The organism is Pseudomonas sp. LBUM920, from assembly GCF_003852315.1.
Taxonomy (GTDB): Bacteria; Pseudomonadota; Gammaproteobacteria; order Pseudomonadales; family Pseudomonadaceae; genus Aquipseudomonas.
In genome coordinates, this window is sequence record NZ_CP027762.1 from 854,387 (window position 1) to 875,472 (window position 21,086).

Consider the following 21,086-nt stretch of genomic DNA (forward strand, 5'->3'; position numbering starts at 1 on the left):
AGTCGGGCTCAACGCGCCGGAGCGCTCGATAATGTTTGAGTTACGGGTGCTCAATGGTCTGCGCCAGGGCGCCGCGTTGCCGCTTTTTGGCGAGCAATGGAGCATCGGCGCTCACCCTGACGCCGATCTGATGCTGAATGATCCTGGCATCGCCGAGCAGCACGCGCGGTTGCGGCTGATCAACGCAAATTGGTCAGTGCAGGCCGAAGCCGGGCTGCTGCAAGGTGATGAAGGGCAGGTGCTGGCCCAGATTGCGAGCCTGGTGCTGAACGTACCGTTTTCAGTCGGGGCTGTGCGGCTGTGTGTCACCTGGGCCGATCAGCCATGGCCCGAGGCACCCGCCCCAGCGCCGCCGGCCCCTGAAGCGCCGCGGGCGCTGCAACTTTCGTCCATCTCGCACGCGCAGCAAAAACGCCTGATCAGCGTGGCGCTGGTGGTTGCGGTCATCGTCGTGGTGGTGGGCATCGCGTCCACGGGTGAGCGTGAGGCCCAGGCCTCATTGATGCCGCCTGTGGTGGTCAAACACGAGTTGGCGACGCCGTTTGAAGTGCGCCAGCAGTTGCTGAAGATGCTCAATGAGCGCGAATTGAGCCAACGGGTCAGCCTGCAAGTGATCAATGGCCAGGTCGCGCTCAACGGCGACGTGTCGCAGGACGATGTGGAGCTGGTGTCGCGCATGCTCAGCCGGTTTGTCGAGCTGTTCGACAGCGCGGTGCCGGTGATCAGCCGTGTGCGTGTCAGCGACGGCGCGCTGCCGTTCAAGATCGTGCAGATCGTCGGCGGCCCCAATGGCCACGTCGTTCTGGAAGAGGGCAGCCGGGTGTTTGTCGGTGATGAAGTGGACGGCCTGCGCCTGGTGCTGATCGACAACAGCAAAGTGGTGTTCGATGGCGCGCGGCGTTATGAGGTGCGCTGGTGAACGAAGAACTGAATGCACGTCTCGATGCCTGGCAGCAGCGCCAGGCCCGGGCACTGGCCAACCTGATGCCGGTGACCCTGCGCGGTCGGGTTCAGCGCGTCAACGGCATGTTGTTGCAATGCCGGTTGCCAAGCGCGCGTATTGGCGACTTGTGCCAGGTCGAGAAATCTGCCGATGACTACATGCTGGCGGAAATCATCGGCTTCGATCAGCAGGATGCCGTGCTCAGTGCCTTGGGCAACCTTGAAGGCGTGCGCGTGGGCGCCAGTGTGCAGCGTCTGGGTGTTTCGCATCGAGTGCGCGTCAGTGATGCGTTGCTGGGCCAGGTGCTCGATGGGTTCGGGCGGCCGATTACTGGCGTTGGCCCCAATGCCTTCGCTGACACCGACAGCCCGGATGCGAGCATGGTGTTGTGTGAGGCGCCGTTGCCGACCGAACGGCCGAGGATCCACCGGGCCCTGGCGACTGGGGTGCGCTCGATCGATGGTCTGTTGACGCTTGGCGAAGGTCAGCGCGTGGGCCTGTTTGCCGGTGCCGGCTGTGGCAAGACCACCTTGCTCGCGGAGATTGCCCGTAACGTCGAGTGCGATGTGATTGTGTTCGGCCTGATCGGTGAGCGCGGCCGGGAACTGCGCGAATTTCTCGACCATGAACTGGATGATCAGTTGCGCGCCAAGGCCGTGCTGGTGTGTGCGACATCCGACCGCTCAAGCATGGAACGCGCCCGCGCGGCGTTCACCGCAACGGCGCTGGCTGAGGGCTATCGACGCAAAGGCAAGCGGGTGTTGCTGCTGATCGACTCCTTGACGCGTTTTGCCCGCGCGCAGCGAGAAATCGGCCTGGCAGCCGGTGAGCCCTTGGGGCGCGGGGGCTTGCCGCCTTCGGTGTACAGCTTGCTGCCGCGCTTAGTGGAGCGCGCCGGGTTGACCCGCGACGGCGTTATCACCGCAATCTACACGGTGCTGATCGAACAGGACTCCATGAGTGACCCCGTGGCCGACGAGGTTCGCTCGCTGCTGGACGGCCATATTGTGCTGTCGCGCAAGTTGGCCGAGCGCGGTCACTACCCGGCGGTCGATGTGCTGGCCAGCCTTTCGCGAATTCTGAGCAATGTCGCCACCCCTGAGCACATCCAGGCGGGGACCGGGCTGCGCCGTTTGTTGTCGGCGTATCAGCAGATCGAGCTGATGCTCAAGCTGGGTGAATACCAGGCCGGCAATGATGCCCTGACTGACTTGGCGGTGGACAGCCGTTCGGCGGTGGATGGCTTTTTGCGCCAGGACTTGCGTGAGCCTTCACCGATGGCGGCGACCCTGGATCAGCTGACGGAGCTGACCGCCTATGTTCCTTTCTGAGTTGGAAACCCTGAGGCGTCTGCGCAAACACCGCGCGGACCGGGCTGAGCGCGCATTGGGTGAGGCTAAAAGGCATCAGCGTGCACTGCAGTTGCACGTTGAGCAGGCGCAGCAGCGCCTTGAGGACACTCGCCTGCAGGAAGCCGAGGAAGCGGCGCAGCTATTGAGCAAGCATCAAGGGCAAGTGCTCTCGTTTCAGGAACTCAAGTCGTGGAATACCCAAGAGCGCTCATTGTCGGCCAGCACGCAGCGTGAAGAGGCGCAGTTACAGGCGTTACAGGGGCAGCAGGAACAGCAAGTGGTGCATATCGACAGCATGCAAAAGCAGGCCAGCCAGTATTTGCGCGAGGTCGAAAAACTCTCGGAATTATCCCAGTTACTGGTGCAGGAGCGTCATGAAACGATTGCCTGTGAGCAGGTCTGAGCGGCCGCGCGTGCGCGAGCCCAGGGACGACCGTGAGAGAGGCGTTGAGGCCGTGGTGCCGTGGGTTCATGTGCACGTCTTCGCGCAACTGTTTGCCAAGGACGATGGCTCGGGCGGTTACGTTTCCAGCCTGCCAGCGCAAAGTCTGGCGACGGATAAATTGATGATTGAGGCGTTGGCGGGGCAGTTGGCGCTTCGCGTTCAAGGCGGCACGCAATGGCCGTTGCTGGCGGTGCTTTACCTGCCACGGCTGGGGCGAATCAACGCCAATGTGCAGCGGCAGTCCGGCGCGTGGAACGTCGAGTTGGACGCCGAAGAACCGCGCACGGCGCATTGGCTCGCCACGGTGCAAAAACGTTATCAGGACAGGCTGACCGAGGCGTTGGGCCAGCCGGTCGATATCCACATCAACAGCACGGGGCCCGCATGATCATGTTGGCGGTGACACCGCCCCTGGTTGAGGCGGCAAGGGTTGCGGCGTTGCATCGGCTGGGGCGCGGATTACGCATGCCGTTTCAGGCCGGCGATCAGCAGGGGGCGTTTGTGCTCGAGCCCGGCCGCGCGCCTGAAGGGCGAAGCCCGGTGTGTTTCGAGAGTGCCGTCGGTGTACTGGGGTTCTCGGAACCCGAGGCGATGTTCAGCCTGATGGGCGAATGCCCGGTCACCCTGGCAGAAGCCGGCAATGACTCGACGTCGTGGTTCTGGGAATTGTTCCAGCATCACCTCAGCCCGCAAGTAGTGGCGTTGTTCGGTTATCTGCGCTTGCTGCCTGCACCCAAAACGTTGGGCTTTGGTTGCCGCTTCACCGTGATGTTGGGGGCCTCCAAGGTCGCCGGTTACCTGTGGCTGGCCCCGCAGAGCTTGCTGGCGATGTGTGCGGCGGGCGCTTGGCGGTCCACGGCCAGCTCATTACCCGCATCGTTTCCCCTGGCAATCGCCGTGACCGTGGGCCGCTTGAACTTGCCCGTCGGGCAGTTGCGCAGCGTGCGTGCGGGGGACGTGCTGATGCCTGAGCAGGCGTTTTTTGATGCGCAGGGCCGTGGCCACGTGCGTATCGGACGTCGCCGTCTGCAAGGGCGTATTGACGATGAATCCGGGCCGTTGTGCCTGAACCTTTTTGCGATTGAGGAAGCGTCCATGGACGAGCACTTTGTAGTGGAAGAATACCCGGGGCCTGAACAGGACCAACCGGTGGAGGATGTCTTTGGCCGTGAGCCCTTTGACGAATTGAGTATGGCGCTGACGGTGCGCTGTGGTGTCCTGAGCCTGACCCTGGGCGAGCTGCGCAATCTTGCTCCCGGTGCGGTGCTGGGCATCACCGGGTACGCCCCGGGCATGGCCGGCCTGTATTACGGCGAGCGGCCCATTGGCCAGGGGCAACTGGTGGAAGTGGATGGGCGACTCGGCTTGCAAGTGTCTCGCGTGGTGTTTTCCCGATGATATTCCAGGGCGTTGACCCGGTCGTCCTGGCTTTGTTTTTCGGGGCGTTGTCGCTGCTGCCGATGCTGCTGATCATCTGCACCGCGTTCTTGAAGATCGTCATTGTGCTGATGATTACCCGCAACGCTATCGGCGTTCAGCAGGTGCCCCCGAGCATGGCGATCAATGGCATAGCGCTGGCCGCTACGCTGTTTATCATGGCCCCCGTGGGTTACCAGGTCGCCGAAACCCTCAAGGGCGCGCCCCTGGACATGAGCACCGTGCAGACCCTTCAACAGACGGGGCTTGTGGCCATACAGCCGCTGCGCGCGTTTATGAAGCGCAATACCGATCCGGATGTGTTGACCCACATGCACGAAAACAGCGCGCGTATGTGGCCACCTGAAATGGCGCAAAGCACCCAGCGCGATGACCTGATCCTGTTGGTCCCCTCCTTTGTGCTGTCGCAGTTGCAGGCCGGGTTCGAGATCGGCTTCCTCATCTACATTCCGTTCATCGTCATCGATCTGATTGTGTCCAACCTGCTCTTGGCGCTGGGGATGCAAATGGTCTCGCCCATGACCATTTCCCTGCCGCTCAAACTGCTGTTGTTCGTCATGGTCTCCGGGTGGTCGCGATTGCTCGACAGCCTTTTCCTTTCCTACCTTTGAGTGCCCCATGGAACCGATCGTACTGTTCAAGCAGGGCATGCTGCTGGTGGTGGTGTTGTCGGCACCACCGCTGATTGTGGCGGTGATCGTCGGCGTGCTGACGTCGCTGGTGCAAGCCCTGATGCAGATACAGGATCAGACCCTGCCCTTTGGCATCAAGCTGGTTGCGGTGGGCATCACGCTGATATTGACGGGGCGCTGGATTGGCGTGGAGCTGATTCAACTGATCAATCTGATGTTCGACATGATCGCTCGCTCGGCACTGAACTGAGGGCATGCACGTGCTGCTTTATCTTGAATATCTGCCAAGTCTGCTGGTGGCCATGGCGCGCATCTATCCCTGCGCGATCCTGGTGCCGGCGTTCTGTTTCCAGCATCTGCGCGGCATGCCCCGGCACGTGATCGTGATGGTCATGGCGTTCATTCCGGCTCCCGGCATCCATGCGGTACTGGCGGGCCAGGACTATTCGGCGCTGATGATCATCGGGCTGATGCTCAAGGAGGTCGCCCTGGGCTTTTTGCTGGGGGTCTTGTTGGCCATGCCTTTCTGGATGTTCGAGTCGGTTGGCGCGCTGCTGGATAACCAGCGTGGCGCCCTGGCGGGTGGCCAGCTCAACCCGTCATTGGGGCCGGATGCAACGCCTGTGGGGCATCTGTTCAAACAGCTGGTGATTTACTTGCTGATCGCAGTCCTGGGCCTGAGCGTGCTTACCCAAGTGATCTGGGACAGTTACCTGCTATGGCCGGCCACCGCTTGGGTGCCGCTGCCGGCAGTCAATGGTTTCAGTATTTTCCTGGGGCTGCTCGGCGATGCCTTTACCCACATGATGCTCTACGCTGCGCCGTTCATTGCGGTGCTGATGTTTCTGGAGTTCGGTATCGCGCTATTGGGCGTCTACAGCCAGCAGTTGCAAGTGAGCACGCTGGCGCCGCCGGTCAAATGCCTGGCGGGTATCGGGATTCTGTTGCTGTACTTTGCGTTGCTGCAGGACCTGATCGTTGGGCGCTTGAATGTGCTTGGCGATCTTAAACACTCACTTGGGCTGATGTTCCAGGTCTCGACGCCATGAGTGACTCCGGTGAAAAGAAGCACCCGGCCTCAGCCAAGAAACTGCGCGATCAACGCAAGAAAGGTCAGGTTTCCCAAAGCCAGGATGTCAGCAAGCTGCTGGCGCTGACGGCCATCAGCGAGGTTGCGTTGTTCACCGCCGAAACCAGTTTGCAGCGCTTTCAGCAACTGATGGTGTTGCCAATGTCGAGTATGGCTCAGCCGTTTACGCGGGCGCTGGAGACGGTGCTGTTTGAAGGGTTGATGATGTTTTTCGCGTTCGCCCTGTTGATGGCCGGATTGGCAATTGCCGCGAAGCTGATCAGCAGTTGGATGCAGTTCGGATTTCTGTTTGCTCCCGAGACCTTGAAGCTCGATTTCAATCGGCTCAATCCCCTCAAGCAGCTCAAACAGATGTTTTCCGCGCAATCGGTCATGAACCTGTTGATGAGCATTACCAAGGCAGTGCTACTGGGCGTGATTTTGTACGTGGTGATCAAACCTTCTTTGGGCGCGCTGATTAACCTGGCCAGCAGTGACCTGCAAACGTACATCCTGGCGTTGATCATTCTGTTCCGTCACTTGTTGCATGCCTGCCTGGGGCTTTTGCTGGTGATGGCGCTTATCGACCTGGCGTTGCAAAAACACTTCTTCGCCAAGCGCATGCGCATGACCCAGGTCGAGGTCGTCAAAGAGTACAAAGACATGGAGGGTGACCCGCATGTGAAGGGGCAGCGCCGTTCATTGGCCCAGCAACTGGCCCAGGAAGAACCGAAGGTCAAGCTGCCCAAGCTGGAAGAGGCCGATATGCTGGTGGTCAACCCGACGCATTTTGCCGTGGCGCTGTACTACCGCCCGGGTGAGACGCCGCTGCCCATGCTGGTATGCAAAGGCACGGATGACGCGGCGCGCGAACTGATCCACCAGGCCAAGGCCGCTGAGGTGCCGGTGATTCAGTGCGTGTGGCTGGCGCGCACGCTCTACACGAACAAACTGGGCGCGAGCATCCCCCGCGACACCCTGCAGGCCGTGGCGCTGATCTATCGCACGTTGCGTGAGCTGGATGATGAAGCCAAGCGCGAAACCCTGGAGCTGCCGGCGCTGGAGGTGCGCTGATCAGCGCACCGCACCTGCGCGAAGCCAGGGTCAGGTGAGCCGCCGCGCTGCTCACCTGACGGCCCGGCAACAGCCGGCGTTGATCGCGGAACACTCATCGTTCCAGCGAAATTGTCTGGTAATCCGCGCGCTCTCCTGAAGGGCCGGGCTCGACGCGCATCTGCGGCGGCCACCAGATTACCAACGTATCTTTGGTCGATTGCGGGCGTGAGCAGGAGTCGCCTTTGCACGTGGGAGCGCAGCCGGCGATGAGCAGCACGGTGCCGATCAGGGTGATGCACAACAGGTGGCGTTTCATGGGGCGACCTTCTTCTGAGTGGGAGTGATCAAGGAAGGGCGGGGCACGCCGATGTGTTCATCCTTCACCACCGGGCGCATGGCGATAAAGACCTCGGCTTCTTCACCCGGTTTGAGCCAGGCACGTGGCCATACCGTGACGGCCAGGGTCTGCGAATTGCTGCACTCCTTTTCGTCGATACGCACATTGCGCTTGATCTGATTGCGCACCACCACCACCGCCACATTGAACTGCGGGCCGGCGTACCACTGGCTGCGCTCGGGGTTCATGGCCAGTAGATCGCGGGTGTTGCACAAGGTGTCCAGGCCCAATGGCATCGGTGCCGCCTTAAAGGCCAGGGGCACTTGCCCGGTCACCAGATTGGCCAGGGTGCTGGTGATGTCACTGCGCTTGATAACCGGCGGGTGTTCGGCGTAACGCCTGGCCAGGGGCTTGAGTGCGGCCTGCAGCTCCACTTGATCTTCCTGCGGCAAATACCGTGAAGGGTCCGCCTGATCGCCGATGACGCGTGGCGTCAGGATGAACAAACGCTCGCGGCGGTTGTTCTGACGTTCGCTGGAGGAAAACAGCGCCTTGCCCAGCAACGGTATGTCGCCCAGCAGCGGAACCTTGTTGCGCTTGTCGGTGCTTTCGGTGACATGGAAACCACCGACCACCAGCGAGCGTTTTTCCGCCATTACCGCCTGGGTGCTGACATTGCCCCGGCGCACGTCGGGGCCGATGCGATCCGGGTTGGATTCATCGAAGTTGCCGTCCTCGATATCCACCATGAGGTGCACCTGATGAGTGCCACGGGTGGTAATCACCCTGGGTATCACTTGCAGGCTGGTACCGACCGTAATCGGCAGGATCGTCGCGACCTCCGTGCCTGCGGTCAGGTATTGGGTGCGGTTGAAGTCAATGACCGAGGGCTGGTTTTCCAGGGTGAGCACCGAGGGGTTGGACACCATGGTTGCCAGGCCGCGCTGCTCCAGGGCGCGTATCTTGGCAAAGAAGCGGTCACGGTTTTCGATCGACAGCTGCGATGAACTCCCAGGGGCCATTCTCATGTCGCTGCTGAAATGGCTGTTGCCCCAGTTGACCCCGAATTCGCGCAGTTGAGAGCGCTCTATGTCGAGGATGATTGCGTCGATTTCCACCATTTTGCGCGCCACGTCGAGCTGGGTAATCAGCTCTCGGTACATGACCTGCCGTTCCGGGAGGTCGTAGATCAGGACGGCGTTGTTGCGCACGTCGGCCTCTACGCGGATTTTGCCTGCCGACACCGGAGCGCGCGGGGTGAGCGTGGCGCCAGAGGCCAACTGGCCTGGGTCCGCTGTCTGGCCGAACATTTGCCCGAGCATGGGATTGCTCAACCGCGCAAAGTTCGGCGTGATGGGCGAGGGCTGTGAGGCAAAGGGGCGCGGGGTAAGCGTCGACAGGGATGACGTCGCCCGCGGCTCCAATAAGCCCCGCAGCATGCTGGCAACGCCAGGGATGACTATTTTTTCGCCGCGGTAATCGATCTGGCGATCTCCCGCGTTGGCGAATTTAAGCGGGTAGCTGAGCACGCTTTGTTTTTCGTCGGGTGATTTACGCTGGCTGCTGAATTGCTTGATCTGTTCGATGTAGCGCTTGGGTCCGGAGACCAGCACCACCCCGTCATCGGGCAGTTCACCCCAGCCGAAACGACTGTCGAGCAAGCCGATATCGGTCAGGGCCCGCTTGAGGTCGGCGACGGTCTCGGAAGAAACCTCCAGGCGCGCGGACTCTTGCAGGTCCAGGGTGCTGATGTAGAGGGTGTTGTTGTACAAGTACCACTGAAAACGGTGTTCAACGCCCAGCCTGTCGAGTAACGACTGCGGAGTATTGGCGCGTATCTTGCCATTTACGATGCCCTCCAGCAGACCGTCGACTTGCAGTTGCGTGCCAAACGTCTGGGCGAAGTCCTCCAGCACATCCCGCAGGGGCTTATGCTCGGCTTCATAGGCGTAGGCGGTGTTTTTCCATTCGGATGGGATGGCGGCGAGGGGGCTGTGCAGCGGCGCCAACAACAAGGGCAGCGCAAGCAAACAACGCCAGTGGGCGCGTTTTGCCAGAGCCGCGGGCGAGTTTAAACGCAAGCCAGTGTGCTTGTTGATCTTGCTATACATGACAGGTTCTCTGTTTCAGTGCGAAAACGTCGTAATGAAGTGGGCCGAATTTGCGCCCAGCCGTTGTCAGGCGCGCCGTTGCGCTGCGCCAGGTGTCACGTTGGTTGAGAGGTACTTCAAGGGTTTGCTATCAAGTGGCGGGCATTGCACCCACCGGAGATGGCGTATGGCCCGAGCCCGGGCAAGTGCTGACTTGCGGTTCAAGTCGCCGCCTGGTCTGTTCACGACCACCCAAGCCGTCAGTCAGCGTTTGCCACCAGCCACTAAACGACATTGATGGCCGATTTAACCGTTTCGTGTTTGTAACTGAGGTAGGTCGAACTCACGGCAAAGTTGTTAACCAGGGCGGACTTTTCCTCAATGAGTTGTTCGAAGAGCCGCGCGCTGTCTTCGTTTCCTTCGCTGTACGGAATGTCGGCGCTGATCTGGTCGAGGTTTTTTTCGGCTTGCGATTGCTGCCTGTAGAGACTGCTGAGTACGCGTGAGTCAGTATTCATGGCGTTATCTCCAGTGGGGGTGTATCCCTGTGTGGCGGCAGATTGCTCACCAGTTCCAACAACAGGCCTGTGTGGTTAAAAAGAACTGCGTTTACCCAGCAACGTTGTCACTTGATTTGGCCAAGGGTGGAATCGCCACCAGGTTGTCCAGGGCATGCGCCCAGTTGATGTGAAACCCGCCATCTTCCGTCTCAAGCAGCAGCGACTGGGCGGCGATTCCGTCTTCGACTCGAAGCGTCCAGGGCACGCTGCTGTGAAGATTGAGCCATAGCTCGACGTGTTCACGGTCCAGCGGATTGCACACCAGGTGCGCCTCAACGGTGGGCAGTTGAGCCTCCAGCAATTTGTTGAGCAGTGTTGTGAGGCGTTGAACAGGCACAGTCTCCTCCAGCAGGGTTCGAATGGCCGCGCTGATGACTGAGCTGGCGACCTGTTCCAAACTTGCCAGCATTGCCTGGCGCTCTGACTCCCAGCGATGCAGCTGGGTATTGGCGCGTTGCCAGAACTCATCACTGGCACTTTCGAGTATTTTTTTGCATTGCGCCTGGGCCTGGCTGATGCGCGTTTGTGCTTGAGTTTCTGCGTGTTCCAACAGCTGACGGGCCTGGGTGTATTCAGACAGCATTTCCCTGGGGATCAGGGCCGTGGGCAGTTCGTGGGCGGGGGTGTTCAGCTCAATCGTGTGGGCGCAAAACATGGTCGGGGTTCTCGCGAGGGGCGGGCGGCGCATCATCGACAGCGGTGGAGGTTGCGCGCCAGATCGTGGCTTTCCACAGGGTATCCAACCGGCCGTGTGTGTCTGCCAGTCGAGGATGCTGCTCTAACGTGAGCACCCTTGGGCGAGCAAAATTCAGCCGTAGCCGCTGCCAGACATTGGGCGCGACCCACGCGCGCAGGTAGTGCAATGGGTCGTCGACGTCCACCGGTGTTGAGCCCGTGGGCAGTGCCTTGGCCAGGCGCTGGCACCACAGCAGCTGCTCTTGATTCAACCGGCCGTCGTGGGGCGCGTTGTACACCGCATTAACCAGTGTCAGTGCGAGGTCGCGTTGTTGCGCGCTGCTCAACACCCATTGGAGGAGGGCTGGAGACGTGGGAGGGGCAAGCTCGGGCGCGATGTCGAACAGGCTGCTCACGCGGCGATGATAGGCGCGTGAGAGCGCTGTGGCTTCCACAAAACCCGTTTGCGTGAGCCAGTCGATGTGGGCGTTTTTCCAGGGGAAAGCCCACCATGTTACCCAGCTGAGGTCGTCACTCATGGGCGTGTGCCGGCGCGGTTTGCGGGGTGGGTGTGAAGACTTTTCTGCGGCGCCAGAACAGCCAGGCAATGCCTGCTGACAGAGCGATGATCAGCGGCGCAATCAGGCTGGCGCGCCAGAAACCAAGGTCTTGCTCGGGCACCAGAAAAGGGCCGAGGTAGGTCAGCTGTTGCTGCTCGGTGTAGGCGGTGGCCGGTACAAAAATGACGGTCAGTTTTGTCGTGTTGTCTATGGCCGAGGCCATGCCCGGGATGCTGCTGGCCACCAGTCTGCGCACGCGCGGATTGATATTGTCCGGGTCCAGTCGCGGGTCGTGCTTGATGAAAACCGAGGCGGACGCCGGCTGTACCGGCTCGCCTGGCGCGACGCGTTCAGGCAGTACCACATGCACACGCGCGACGATCACACCGTCTATGTTGGATAAGGTCGATTCCAGTTCCTGGGACAGCGCGTAGATGTAGCGTGCGCGCTCTTCCAGCGGGGTGGAGATGACGCCTTCCTTGCGAAAGATATCCCCCAGCGTCGAGCGGGCCGTTTTGGGCAGCCCCGCCGCATCCAGGGTACGCACAGCTCGGCTGATGTCACTTGCCTTGACCCGAACAGCGACCCCGTCTTTGCCGGGCACCTTCTGGGCCCGGATTTGCTTGTCTGCCAGCTCCGCGATGACTTCGTTGGCTTCCTGCTCAGAAATATTGCGATGAAGCTCTACGCTGTCACCGCAACCGGACAGCATCAACGCTAATGAAAACAAGAATGGGGCGGTTAGGCGGCGGTACATGCAGCTATCCCATGCTTGAAATTTTATCGACGCCTTTCGCGACGGCGCCAATGACCTTGACGCGTGACATCACGTCGATGTGCGCTTCGGCGAGCGACTGGGGGAACTCGTTCGCGTCCTTGGTCTTTTTGTTCAGGCTCGCGTCACGAAAGCCTTTGGATACGCGTCTGGATAAAGTGTCCGAGGCTGTCGCGTCCCACGACTGAGCGGGTGACGCCACGGCAGGCACGATGCCTTTAACGGGCTGTTCGGCCTGGCTGAGTTGGGCGTTGAAAAAGTTGATGTCAGACGCCCGGTTGATCGCGCCAGGCGCCTCGGCTTGAGGGAGAGTGCTGCTGTTTTCCGATTGCCCAGGGGTGGTGATGTACATGTGAATCTCCATCGAACGTATCGAGTGTTACGTGCGTCGTGACGATGAAAACCTCCTCGACCTGGGCAGAGGAGGTCGCGCTGACTTAAGCGAATCGCAAAGACTTAATGCGGCCCGCTTTCGCTGTAGTCAGTTCTTGTTCAGCAGTCTTCTTGGCCTCTTCGACGACTTTCCTTTCTTTATCTGCGTTGATTGCGTCCAGTTGCGCCTGGTTACCCGCGCTGGAACCACCAATACCTGAGATTGAGGACATAGATCACCTTCTTGATTTCAAATGAAGTCTGATAGCGAGTGTTAGCTACCGTCTGAGTGGCTGTGAAGTCACCCACTTATAAGTGGTGCAAGGAAATAAAGCGTTCCAGTATTTATATGTTTAAAATTATTTCCAGTGCTGTTTGCTGAGAAGTCATTGTTGTAATGCTTGATGCTATGTAGGCGCTAAAGTGCCCGAGGAGGTGCGAGTGGGTAAGTTTTGCCGCACTGCGTCAAGTGCACTGTTTCGGTTATAGGTCGAGTTGTTTGATTCGGTGGTAGAGCGTGCGTTTGGCGACACCTAATTCAAATGCGGTGATATCGACACAATGATCATTGCGCCGCAACGACTCTTCAATCAGTGCTTTTTCGATTTGTTGCAGGCGTTCCTTCAGGCTCAGCTTTCCGTCGTGCGGGTTGCTCATGGGCGTAGAGAACGGTGGCAGGCCCAGAACGAAGCGCTTGGCGGACGAACGTAATTCGCGAATATTGCCCAGCCAGGCGTGGCACAGTAGTTGTTGCAATAGCTGGCCGGGAACAGACGGTACGGTGCATTTGAAGTGCTCGGCTTCTTCCCGGACCATCTTCATGAACAGCGGAATGATGCGCTCCCGCTGGTGGCGCAAGGCCGGAAGTTCGAGGCTGACCACATTCAGGCGAAAGTACAGGTCACGCCTGAAGGTGCCCAATTCGACCATGTGGTGCAGTGACTGCTGAGCCGAGGCAATAACGCGCATGTCTACCGGGATGAAGCGGGTTGAACCTAGACGCTCCACGCCCCGCGACTCCAGCACCCGCAGCAGTTTGGCCTGCAGGCTCAATGGCATGCTGTCGACCTCATCAAGGTACAAGGTGCCCAGATGAGCCGCTTCGACAAAGCCGGCCCGCGATTGCACGGCCCCGGTATAGGCGCCGCTGTTGACCCCGAACAATTGGCTCTCCGCGAGGCTTTCCGGGATAGCGGCGCAGTTCACGGCAATGAAGTTACCGCGCCGCCCCGACAAGCGATGGACCCGTTGGGCCAAAGTGTCTTTCCCGGTGCCGGTTTCACCGAGTAGCAGAATGTCGATATTGAGTGATGCTGTGCTGTTAAGGGTGTTTTCAATACCTGAGCTGTCACTGATTGAGATGTCCGTTTCAACTTCCCTATGGTAGGCATCCGACATCAAGTAAGTGCTCCATTATCACTGTGCATCATTCAGGCAACGGTCGACAGGCAAAGGCCAGCAGGTCGCGAATTATAGTTATTTTGTTGTGGTTCTGAAGTAGGAACTTACGCGCAAGACGTAGGAGAAATGAGATAGGTTTGGGGATTATTTTGCTAGGGTGTGTAGTTAGTAAAATGCCGAGTGTTAATAGGATAATTCTTAAGCGTCAGGTTGTGCGGATGGACGTCCATAAGTAGTCACCCACAAAAAAGCCGATGCAATGCATCGGCTTTTTTGTTTGCGGTAATTACCGCAAGGTTACTTATACGTTGAAACGGAAGTGCATGACGTCGCCATCTTTGACGATGTATTCCTTGCCTTCAAGGCGCCACTTACCGGCTTCCTTGGTACCGGCTTCACCCTTGTACTGAATGAAGTCGTTGTAGGCGATGACTTCGGCACGGATAAAGCCTTTTTCGAAGTCGGTGTGGATCACGCCGGCAGCCTGTGGCGCGGTAGCGCCGACCTTGACGGTCCAGGCGCGGACTTCTTCGACACCGGCGGTGAAGTAAGTCTGCAGGTGCAGCATTTCGTAGCCGGCGCGGATCACACGGTTCAAGCCAGGCTCTTCCAGGCCCAACGCCTCGAGGAACATGTCTTTTTCTTCGCCGTCATCCAGCTCGGCAATTTCGGCCTCGATCTTGTTGCACACTGGCACCACGATCGCGCCTTCTTCCTCGGCGATGGCCTTGACCACGTCGAGCAAGGGGTTGTTCTCAAAGCCGTCTTCAGCGACGTTGGCGATGTACATCACCGGCTTGGTGGTCAGCAGGTGGAAGCCTTTGATCACCGCTTTTTCATCGGCATTCATGCTCTTCATCAGGCTGCGCGCTGGCTTGCCCAGGGTGAAGTGAGCGATCAATTGCTCCAGCAGGCCTTTCTGAACCACGGCATCCTTGTCGCCGCCCTTGGCGTTACGCGCGACTTTCTGCAGTTGTTTCTCGCAGCTGTCGAGGTCGGCGAAGATCAGTTCCAGGTCGATGATTTCGATGTCGCGTTTCGGGTCGACGCTGTTGGAGACGTGAATCACGTTCTCGTCTTCAAAGCAGCGGACCACGTGGGCGATGGCATCGGTTTCACGGATGTTGGCCAGGAACTTGTTGCCCAGGCCTTCACCTTTCGACGCGCCGGCCACCAGGCCTGCGATGTCGACGAATTCCATGGTGGTCGGCAGGATGCGCTTTGGATTGACGATAGCCGCCAACTCCTGCAGGCGCGGGTCCGGCATGGCCACGATACCGCTGTTGGGTTCGATGGTGCAGAAGGGGAAGTTCTCCGCCGCAATACCGGACTTGGTCAAGGCGTTGAACAGGGTGGATTTGCCGACGTTGGGCAGGCCGACGATGCCGCAATTGAATCCCATGGTGTTTCCCCTCGGTAAGAGTCAGGCCTTCTGGCTGTGCAGGTTTTTCATCGCACGGTTCCATTCACCGGCGAAGATATCCGGCAGCACGCCGAGGGCAAAGTCGATGCTGGCATCGAGTTTTTCCTGTTCGGCGCGTGGCGCACGACCCAGGACGAAATTTGAAACCATACTGGCAACGCCTGGGTGGCCAATGCCGAGCCGCAGACGGTAAAAATTATTCTGATTGCCCAGCTGCGCGATGATGTCGCGCAGGCCATTGTGCCCGCCATGCCCGCCGCCTAATTTGAGTTTGGCAACGCCGGGTGGCAGGTCCAGTTCGTCATGGGCCACCAGGATTTCTTCGGGTTTGATCCGGAAGAAGCCCGCAAGCGCCGCGACGGCTTGGCCGCTGCGGTTCATGTAGGTGGTGGGAATCAGCAGACGAACATCCTGACCTTGATGCGAAAAGCGTCCGGTCAGGCCGAAATATTTGCGATCGGCCACAAGGTTTACGCCTTGGGCGTGGGCGATACGCTCAACAAAAAGGGCCCCCGCGTTATGCCGGGTCTGTTCGTATTCGGCGCCTGGATTTCCCAGGCCAACGATCAGTTTAATGGCAGTCACGACAGGGGCCCTTCCTTTGGAGTTGTGGATAACATCGCCGCAACCTGCGTGCGGCGAAAGTGGACGACAAGAGATCATTTACTCAAGAGTAAACGCCGCGTTATCGCCCGCTTTCTCGCTACGTTTCGGTCCGCGATGTTTCCTCAAGCTCCGGCAATACAGAGTGAATTACTCTGCAGCGCCTTCTTCTTCAGCTTCTGGAGCAACGCGTGGAGCGTGAACGTTGGCAACAGCTTTGTCATCACCGTGAGCCAGTGCGACAAATTCAACGCCTTTAGGGGCCTTGAGGTCGGACAGGTGAACGATTGCGCCGATTTCCAGAGCCGACAGGTCGACTTCGATGAACTCAGGCAGGTCTTTCGGCAGGCAGGTCACTTCGATTTCGTTCAGGACGTGCGAGATCTCGCCGCCTTTCTTGACCGGAGCTTCTTCGCCAACGAAGTGCACTGGAACGATAGCGGTCAGTTTCTGACCGGCTACAACGCGTACAAAGTCAGCGTGCAGCACGTGGCCTTTGGCCGGGTGACGTTGCAGAGCTTTGATGATCACGTTTTGCTTGGTGCCGCCAACGTTCAGTTCGATAACGTGGCTGTAAGCAGCATCGTTTTCGAGCAGTTTGGCGATTTCTTTAGCCAGCATGCTGATGGATTCAGGGGCTTTTTCGCCACCGTAAACTACAGCTGGAACCAGGCTTGCGAGACGACGCAGGCGGCGGCTCGCACCTTTCCCCAGGTCGGAACGCAGTTCAGCATTCAAAGTAAAATCGTTCATGTTGTATCTCCAAAATAACCACATTCGCCCCAGCGTTTGCGACCAGCGCTAAAGGCGATATGGGCAAAAAAGCCCCGCCCCAACAGTATGCTGGGGCGGGGCGCTTTTCGTCAGGTTGATGTCGCTAAGGCGTGAACCTTAACGGAACATCGCGCTGATCGATTCTTCGTTGCTGATGCGGCGAACCGCCTCGGCAACTACCGGTGCGATATCCAATTGACGGATACGCGAACAGGCTTGAGCTGCTGCGGACAACGGGATGGTGTTGGTCACCACCAGTTCGTCCAGCATGGAGTTCTCGATGTTCTCGATCGCTCGGCCCGACAGCACAGGGTGTGTGCAGTAGGCGAAGACTTTTGCGGCACCGTGCTCTTTCAAGGCTTTCGCCGCGTGGCACAGTGTGCCGGCGGTGTCGACCATGTCATCAACCAGAATACAGGTACGCCCTTCGACATCACCGATGATATGCATCACTTCAGAGTGATTGGCTTTCTCACGACGTTTGTCGATGATCCCGAGGTCAACGCCCAGGGATTTGGCAACAGCCCGTGCACGCACGACGCCACCAATGTCCGGGGACACGATCATCAGGTTTTCAAAGCGCTGGTCTTCGATGTCATCCACCAGTACTGGGGAGCCGTAGATGTTATCTACCGGGATATCGAAGAACCCTTGAATTTGGTCAGCGTGCAGGTCAACCGTGAGAACACGGTCGATGCCTACCACGGTCAGCATGTCAGCAACGACTTTCGCGCTGATAGCCACACGTGCGGAACGCGGACGGCGATCCTGACGGGCATAACCAAAGTAAGGGATTACAGCTGTGATTCGAGTCGCTGAGGAGCGGCGGAAGGCATCAGCCATCACGACGAGTTCCATCAGGTTATCGTTGGTCGGAGCGCAGGTCGGCTGAATAATGAAGACATCTTTACCGCGGACGTTTTCATTGATCTCGGCTGTAATTTCACCGTCGGAGAATTTACCGACAGAGATGTCACCGAGAGGGATATGCAGCTGACGTACGACACGTCGAGCCAGATCGGGGTTGGCATTCCCCGTAAAGACCATCATCTTGGACACGCGCAGTACCTAGAGGCTGAGGGTAACCTGGATGAGTATTAGAAAATGGCAGGGGCGGCTGGATTCGAACCAACGCATGGCAGGATCAAAACCTGCTGCCTTACCGCTTGGCGACGCCCCTGTATCTGTTGCAACGAGTACCCAGTACTCGGTTCCTTTAGAGCAGACTTTGCAGCTTGCGATGCAACATCGAAACGTTGCTTCCCTTTGCTACAAACCCTGTAAGGGTCTCTGTAAGAAGGGCCGAGACTTTATCAGCTTCAGCTTTGCTTGGGAAGCCCCCAAACACACAACTTCCAGTTCCGGTTAATTTTGCTTCGGTAAATTTACCTAACAAATTCAAAGCGTTACGTACCTCTGGATAACGCCTTGCTACAACCGGTAAGCAGTCATTTCGACTGTTTCCCTTGGGAACGGGGCGCACTTTAATGGGAGGAGAGTTACGTGTCAACAGTGGATCTGAAAAAATTTCTGCTGTACTTACAGATACTTGCGGAACAAGCACGACATACCAAGGCTCTTCGGGGTATTCCGGGGTGAGTTTCTCCCCCACTCCCTCGGCAAAAGCGGCGTGTCCACGCACGAAAACCGGGACGTCAGCGCCCAGCGTCAGGCCCAGCGTAGCCAAGCGATCGTGGTCCCAACCCAGTTGCCACAAGTGATTGAGGCCGAGCAGCGTCGTCGCGGCATTTGAGCTGCCACCGCCGATGCCACCGCCCATGGGCAAAATTTTATCGATCCAGATGTCGATGCCCAGGGGGCAACCGGATTGTTCCTGAAGTTTTTTTGCGGCCTTCACAATCAGGTTGCTGTCGTGGGGCACGCCTGCGAATTCGGTGTGCAGCTGAATCACGCCATCATCGCGTACGGCGAAGGTCAGTTCATCGCCGTAGTCCAGAAATTGAAACAGCGTCTGCAGCTCGTGGTAGCCGTCTTCACGGCGACCCAGAATGTGCAGCATCAAGTTGAGTTTGGCGGGGGAGGGCAGCGTCAGCGTTGTAACAGTCACGTTTATTGCCCCAGCTTGCGCGGTTGCCAGTCCTTGATCACCAGTGTGACGTCAAGGTCGGTGCCATGCAGCTTGATGCGCTCGGGCAGCCAATAACCGCTCTGTTGCACGTAGCTGAGGTACTCCACCTGCCAGCCATCTTGCTCCAGCGTGGCCAGCCGACTGTCGCCATTGAGGCTCAGGCGACTTTTGCTGTCCGGCGCGGGCAAACCGCGAACCCACCACACCAGGTGCGAAACGGGCAGCTTCCAGCCTATTTGCTGCTCCAGCAATTCTTCCGGCGACGCCGCTTCATAGCGTCCCTGGTTGGCCACTTCCAGGCTGACTTGCCCCGGGCGTCCCGTCAGGCGAGCCGCGCCGCGGCCCAGTGGGCCGGACAGGCGAATATCGTAATAGTCCTGACGCTGCAGCCAGAACAACGTGCCGCTGCCGGAATCTTTTGGCGCGCGAACCCCGACCTTGCCTTCGATCTGCCAGCCATCAATGCTGCTGAGCTGATCCTTGTGTTGTTTCCATTGCGCCGGGTTGCCCTGGCCTTCAACGGATTCGCGGGCGCCGAAACCCGCGCAACCGGCGAGCAGGGCGATGAAGCTGAAAACAATTACGTGGCGCAAGAACATAAGCTTAAAGGGTCTCGGATCCGGTCAGGCGCTTGATGGTGCCGCGCAGGATGGGGCTTTCGGGTTGTTCCTTGAGGAATTTTTCCCAGATTTGTCGCGCTTCGCGCTGCTTGCCATTGGCCCACAGCACTTCGCCAAGGTGGGCGGCCACTTCCTGGTCGGGGAAGCGTTCCAGTGCCTGGCGCAGCAAGCGTTCGGCTTCGTCCAGGTTGCCCAGGCGGTAATTGACCCAGCCCAGGCTGTCCAGTACGGCCGGGTCTTCCGGGTTGAGCTTGTGGGCTTGCTCGATCAGCACCTTGGCTTCGGCGTAGCGCGTCGTCCGGTCGGACAAGGTGTAACCGAGGGCGTTCAACGCCATGGCGTTGTCCGGGTCACGCTTGATGATCAGGCGCAGGTCTTTTTCCATCTGCGCCAAGTCATTGCGTTTTTCCGCCTGCATGGCACGGGTGTACAGCAGATTCAAATCGTCGGGGTATTGCAACAAGGCCTGTTGCAGCAGTTTCCAGGCACGTTCGCCCTGCTTGTTGGCCGACAAGGTTTCGGCCTGGATCAGGTACAGCTGGATCGCGTAGTCCGGTTCGGCATCGCGCGCTGCGGCCAGGCGCTTTTCCGCCTCGTCGGTGCGGCCGTTGCCCATCAGGATGTCAGCTTGGCGCAATTGGGCCGGCAGGTAGTCGTTGCCAGGGCCAACCTGAGCGTACTCAAGCAGGGCCGCCTGCGGGTCGTTGCGCTCTTCAGCGATACGGCCGAGGTTCAGGTGCGCCGAATCCACATGGCTTTCGCGTTGGATCAGCTCTTCCAGATAGCCCTTGGCCTCGTCCCAGGCCTTGGCTTCCAGGCACACCAGTGCCAGGGAGTAGCGCAATTCATCGTCGTCCGGGTATTGCTGGACCAGATTGGCGAACTGCACTTTGGCGTCTTCCATACGGTCCTGCTCAACCAGCGTGCGCGCATAAGTCAGGCGCAGGCGCTTGTCGTCCGGATACTTCTTGATGCTCTTTTCCAGCAGAGGAATCGCTTCCTTGCCGCGATTGAGGTTCTGCAGCAGGCGCGCACGCAGCAAAATCGGTGCGATCTCGCCGTCTTCCGGCGGGTTTTGCTCCAACAGCTTGAGTGCGGCGTCGGCTTCATCATCCTGTTGCAGCAGCAACGCCTTGCCGAAAATCAGCTGGCTGTTTTTCGGGTGCTTTTGCAGCAGGCGGTCGAAACTCTTCATCAGGCCATTGCGCGTGTCCTGGTCGGTGTCGGCAGCCGACAGCGCGAGGAAGTCGAAATGCGTGTCGCCCTTGCCCAGCAGGACTTTCTCCATATAGACCATGGAGTCGTCATAGCGCCCCGCGCGCGCCAGTTGAATGGCCGCGGCCCGCTGCGCTTCCAGGTCGTCCGGTGCGTTTCTCGCCCAGATCAGCGAAGTGTCCAGCGCAGCCTGGTCAGCGCCCAGGTATTCGGCGATGCGAAACGCACGCTCCGAAATACCCGGATCCTGAGTGTTGATGGCCTGGGTCACGTAGTTATCCAGGGCAATATCGAAACGATTGCGCTGGCCGGCGAGTTCGGCGGTCAGCAGGCTGTAGATCGTTTCTTCATTGAACGAGGAATAAACCTTGGGCTTTTCAGGGGCGGGGGTGCTGTCTTCAACCGGCGGCGTACCGTCCGGCGACACGGGTGCCAAGGCCTGGCAGCCGCTGAGGAAGACAAAAGCAAGGAGCAACGCGGAAGATCTATTCATATAGGAAGAGGACGACTAACCTGCGGTCGGATCATCATGACACAAGCCTTCGGCCAAACATAACCGAGTCTCAGTTGGCGCCTTATAGACACAAGGCATTAGGACAATAGCCTACGGTGGTTGTTCTGAATCATTCGAAGTAGGACAATTGTCGGCTTCCCGACA

At 58.9% G+C, this 21,086-nt stretch carries 25 protein-coding genes and 1 tRNA gene; 9 read left to right on the top strand and 17 right to left on the bottom strand.

Annotation, left to right across the window (positions count from 1 at the left end):
- The first annotated feature begins 31 nt into the window (after positions 1-31).
- The 9 genes from C4J83_RS03720 to sctU all read left to right on the top strand — a co-directional run bounded on the left by C4J83_RS03720 (position 32) and on the right by sctU (position 6,952).
- Positions 32-919 (top strand): FHA domain-containing protein, encoded by an 888-nt coding sequence (locus C4J83_RS03720; protein ID WP_124416377.1) that lies wholly within the window; start codon positions 32-34, stop codon positions 917-919.
- A 65-nt stretch (positions 920-984) separates the two neighbouring features.
- Positions 985-2,274, top strand: a complete 1,290-nt coding sequence (locus C4J83_RS03725; protein ID WP_372239315.1) for a FliI/YscN family ATPase — start codon at positions 985-987, stop codon at positions 2,272-2,274.
- Positions 2,261-2,698 carry a type III secretion system stalk subunit SctO gene (gene sctO / locus C4J83_RS03730; RefSeq protein WP_124416379.1) on the top strand — a complete coding sequence of 146 codons (438 nt, stop codon included), beginning with the start codon at positions 2,261-2,263 and terminating at the stop codon, positions 2,696-2,698. Before C4J83_RS03725 ends, sctO begins: the two co-directional genes overlap by 14 nt.
- Entirely contained in the window at positions 2,670-3,128 is a 459-nt protein-coding gene (locus C4J83_RS03735) for a type III secretion system HrpP C-terminal domain-containing protein (RefSeq protein WP_124416380.1), read from the top strand. Before sctO ends, C4J83_RS03735 begins: the two co-directional genes overlap by 29 nt.
- The gene (locus C4J83_RS03740; RefSeq protein ID WP_124416381.1) at positions 3,125-4,138 is read left to right on the top strand and encodes a FliM/FliN family flagellar motor switch protein; all 1,014 of its coding nucleotides are present in this window, start codon (positions 3,125-3,127) and stop codon (positions 4,136-4,138) included. Before C4J83_RS03735 ends, C4J83_RS03740 begins: the two co-directional genes overlap by 4 nt.
- A complete protein-coding gene (sctR, locus tag C4J83_RS03745; RefSeq protein ID WP_119736443.1) occupies positions 4,135-4,788 on the top strand; it encodes a type III secretion system export apparatus subunit SctR in 654 nt (217 codons plus the stop codon). Before C4J83_RS03740 ends, sctR begins: the two co-directional genes overlap by 4 nt.
- A 7-nt stretch (positions 4,789-4,795) precedes the next feature.
- Positions 4,796-5,059, top strand: a complete 264-nt coding sequence (gene sctS / locus C4J83_RS03750; RefSeq protein ID WP_058411467.1) for a type III secretion system export apparatus subunit SctS — start codon at positions 4,796-4,798, stop codon at positions 5,057-5,059.
- A gap of 10 nt (positions 5,060-5,069) precedes the next feature.
- On the top strand, positions 5,070-5,858 hold the full coding sequence (sctT, locus tag C4J83_RS03755; protein ID WP_119736647.1) for a type III secretion system export apparatus subunit SctT: 789 nt from the start codon (positions 5,070-5,072) through the stop codon (positions 5,856-5,858).
- The gene (gene sctU / locus C4J83_RS03760; protein WP_119736445.1) at positions 5,855-6,952 is read left to right on the top strand and encodes a type III secretion system export apparatus subunit SctU; all 1,098 of its coding nucleotides are present in this window, start codon (positions 5,855-5,857) and stop codon (positions 6,950-6,952) included. The genes sctT and sctU overlap by 4 nt, the downstream gene beginning before the upstream one ends.
- Before the next feature lie 94 nt (positions 6,953-7,046).
- Here sctU and hrpT read toward each other — a convergent pair whose 3' ends face one another.
- The 17 genes from hrpT to C4J83_RS03840 all read right to left on the bottom strand — a co-directional run bounded on the left by hrpT (position 7,047) and on the right by C4J83_RS03840 (position 20,921).
- Positions 7,047-7,250 (bottom strand): HrpT family type III secretion system protein, encoded by a 204-nt coding sequence (hrpT, locus tag C4J83_RS03765; protein ID WP_119736448.1) that lies wholly within the window; start codon positions 7,248-7,250, stop codon positions 7,047-7,049.
- Entirely contained in the window at positions 7,247-9,382 is a 2,136-nt protein-coding gene (gene sctC / locus C4J83_RS03770; RefSeq protein ID WP_124416382.1) for a type III secretion system outer membrane ring subunit SctC, read from the bottom strand. The genes hrpT and sctC overlap by 4 nt, the downstream gene beginning before the upstream one ends.
- 263 nt (positions 9,383-9,645) lie before the next feature.
- Entirely contained in the window at positions 9,646-9,879 is a 234-nt protein-coding gene (locus tag C4J83_RS03775) for a hypothetical protein (RefSeq protein WP_119736452.1), read from the bottom strand.
- A 91-nt stretch (positions 9,880-9,970) separates the two neighbouring features.
- Complete coding sequence (sctL, locus tag C4J83_RS03780) at positions 9,971-10,576, bottom strand: type III secretion system stator protein SctL (RefSeq protein ID WP_124416383.1); 606 nt, start codon at positions 10,574-10,576, stop codon at positions 9,971-9,973.
- Positions 10,554-11,135, bottom strand: a complete 582-nt coding sequence (locus tag C4J83_RS03785; RefSeq protein WP_124416384.1) for a type III secretion protein — start codon at positions 11,133-11,135, stop codon at positions 10,554-10,556. Before C4J83_RS03785 ends, sctL begins: the two co-directional genes overlap by 23 nt.
- Positions 11,128-11,913, bottom strand: coding sequence for a type III secretion system inner membrane ring lipoprotein SctJ (sctJ, locus tag C4J83_RS03790; protein ID WP_124416385.1), 786 nt, complete (start codon positions 11,911-11,913; stop codon positions 11,128-11,130). Before sctJ ends, C4J83_RS03785 begins: the two co-directional genes overlap by 8 nt.
- 4 nt (positions 11,914-11,917) lie before the next feature.
- Positions 11,918-12,283: a hypothetical protein gene (locus C4J83_RS03795; RefSeq protein ID WP_106578552.1), complete on the bottom strand. Its 366-nt coding sequence runs from the start codon at positions 12,281-12,283 to the stop codon at positions 11,918-11,920.
- 85 nt (positions 12,284-12,368) lie between these two features.
- Positions 12,369-12,536 carry a hypothetical protein gene (locus C4J83_RS30415; RefSeq protein ID WP_157986803.1) on the bottom strand — a complete coding sequence of 56 codons (168 nt, stop codon included), beginning with the start codon at positions 12,534-12,536 and terminating at the stop codon, positions 12,369-12,371.
- A gap of 250 nt (positions 12,537-12,786) precedes the next feature.
- A complete protein-coding gene (locus tag C4J83_RS03800) occupies positions 12,787-13,701 on the bottom strand; it encodes a sigma 54-interacting transcriptional regulator (RefSeq protein WP_119736458.1) in 915 nt (304 codons plus the stop codon).
- Positions 13,702-14,005: 304 nt separating this feature from the next.
- The gene (gene ychF / locus C4J83_RS03805) at positions 14,006-15,106 is read right to left on the bottom strand and encodes a redox-regulated ATPase YchF (RefSeq protein ID WP_101266309.1); all 1,101 of its coding nucleotides are present in this window, start codon (positions 15,104-15,106) and stop codon (positions 14,006-14,008) included.
- 21 nt (positions 15,107-15,127) lie between these two features.
- Complete coding sequence (gene pth, locus C4J83_RS03810) at positions 15,128-15,712, bottom strand: aminoacyl-tRNA hydrolase (protein WP_010213318.1); 585 nt, start codon at positions 15,710-15,712, stop codon at positions 15,128-15,130.
- A 168-nt stretch (positions 15,713-15,880) separates the two neighbouring features.
- Positions 15,881-16,483 carry a 50S ribosomal protein L25/general stress protein Ctc gene (locus C4J83_RS03815; protein ID WP_106578554.1) on the bottom strand — a complete coding sequence of 201 codons (603 nt, stop codon included), beginning with the start codon at positions 16,481-16,483 and terminating at the stop codon, positions 15,881-15,883.
- 138 nt (positions 16,484-16,621) lie between these two features.
- Complete coding sequence (locus C4J83_RS03820) at positions 16,622-17,563, bottom strand: ribose-phosphate pyrophosphokinase (protein WP_003208392.1); 942 nt, start codon at positions 17,561-17,563, stop codon at positions 16,622-16,624.
- Between the two features lie 46 nt (positions 17,564-17,609).
- A tRNA-Gln gene (locus tag C4J83_RS03825) sits at positions 17,610-17,684 on the bottom strand.
- 36 nt (positions 17,685-17,720) lie between these two features.
- Complete coding sequence (gene ispE / locus C4J83_RS03830; protein WP_218911254.1) at positions 17,721-18,524, bottom strand: 4-(cytidine 5'-diphospho)-2-C-methyl-D-erythritol kinase; 804 nt, start codon at positions 18,522-18,524, stop codon at positions 17,721-17,723.
- A 50-nt stretch (positions 18,525-18,574) separates the two neighbouring features.
- Positions 18,575-19,192: a lipoprotein insertase outer membrane protein LolB gene (gene lolB / locus C4J83_RS03835; protein ID WP_106578556.1), complete on the bottom strand. Its 618-nt coding sequence runs from the start codon at positions 19,190-19,192 to the stop codon at positions 18,575-18,577.
- A 4-nt stretch (positions 19,193-19,196) separates the two neighbouring features.
- Positions 19,197-20,921, bottom strand: a complete 1,725-nt coding sequence (locus C4J83_RS03840; protein WP_124416386.1) for a tetratricopeptide repeat protein — start codon at positions 20,919-20,921, stop codon at positions 19,197-19,199.
- Positions 20,922-21,086 lie beyond the last annotated feature (165 nt).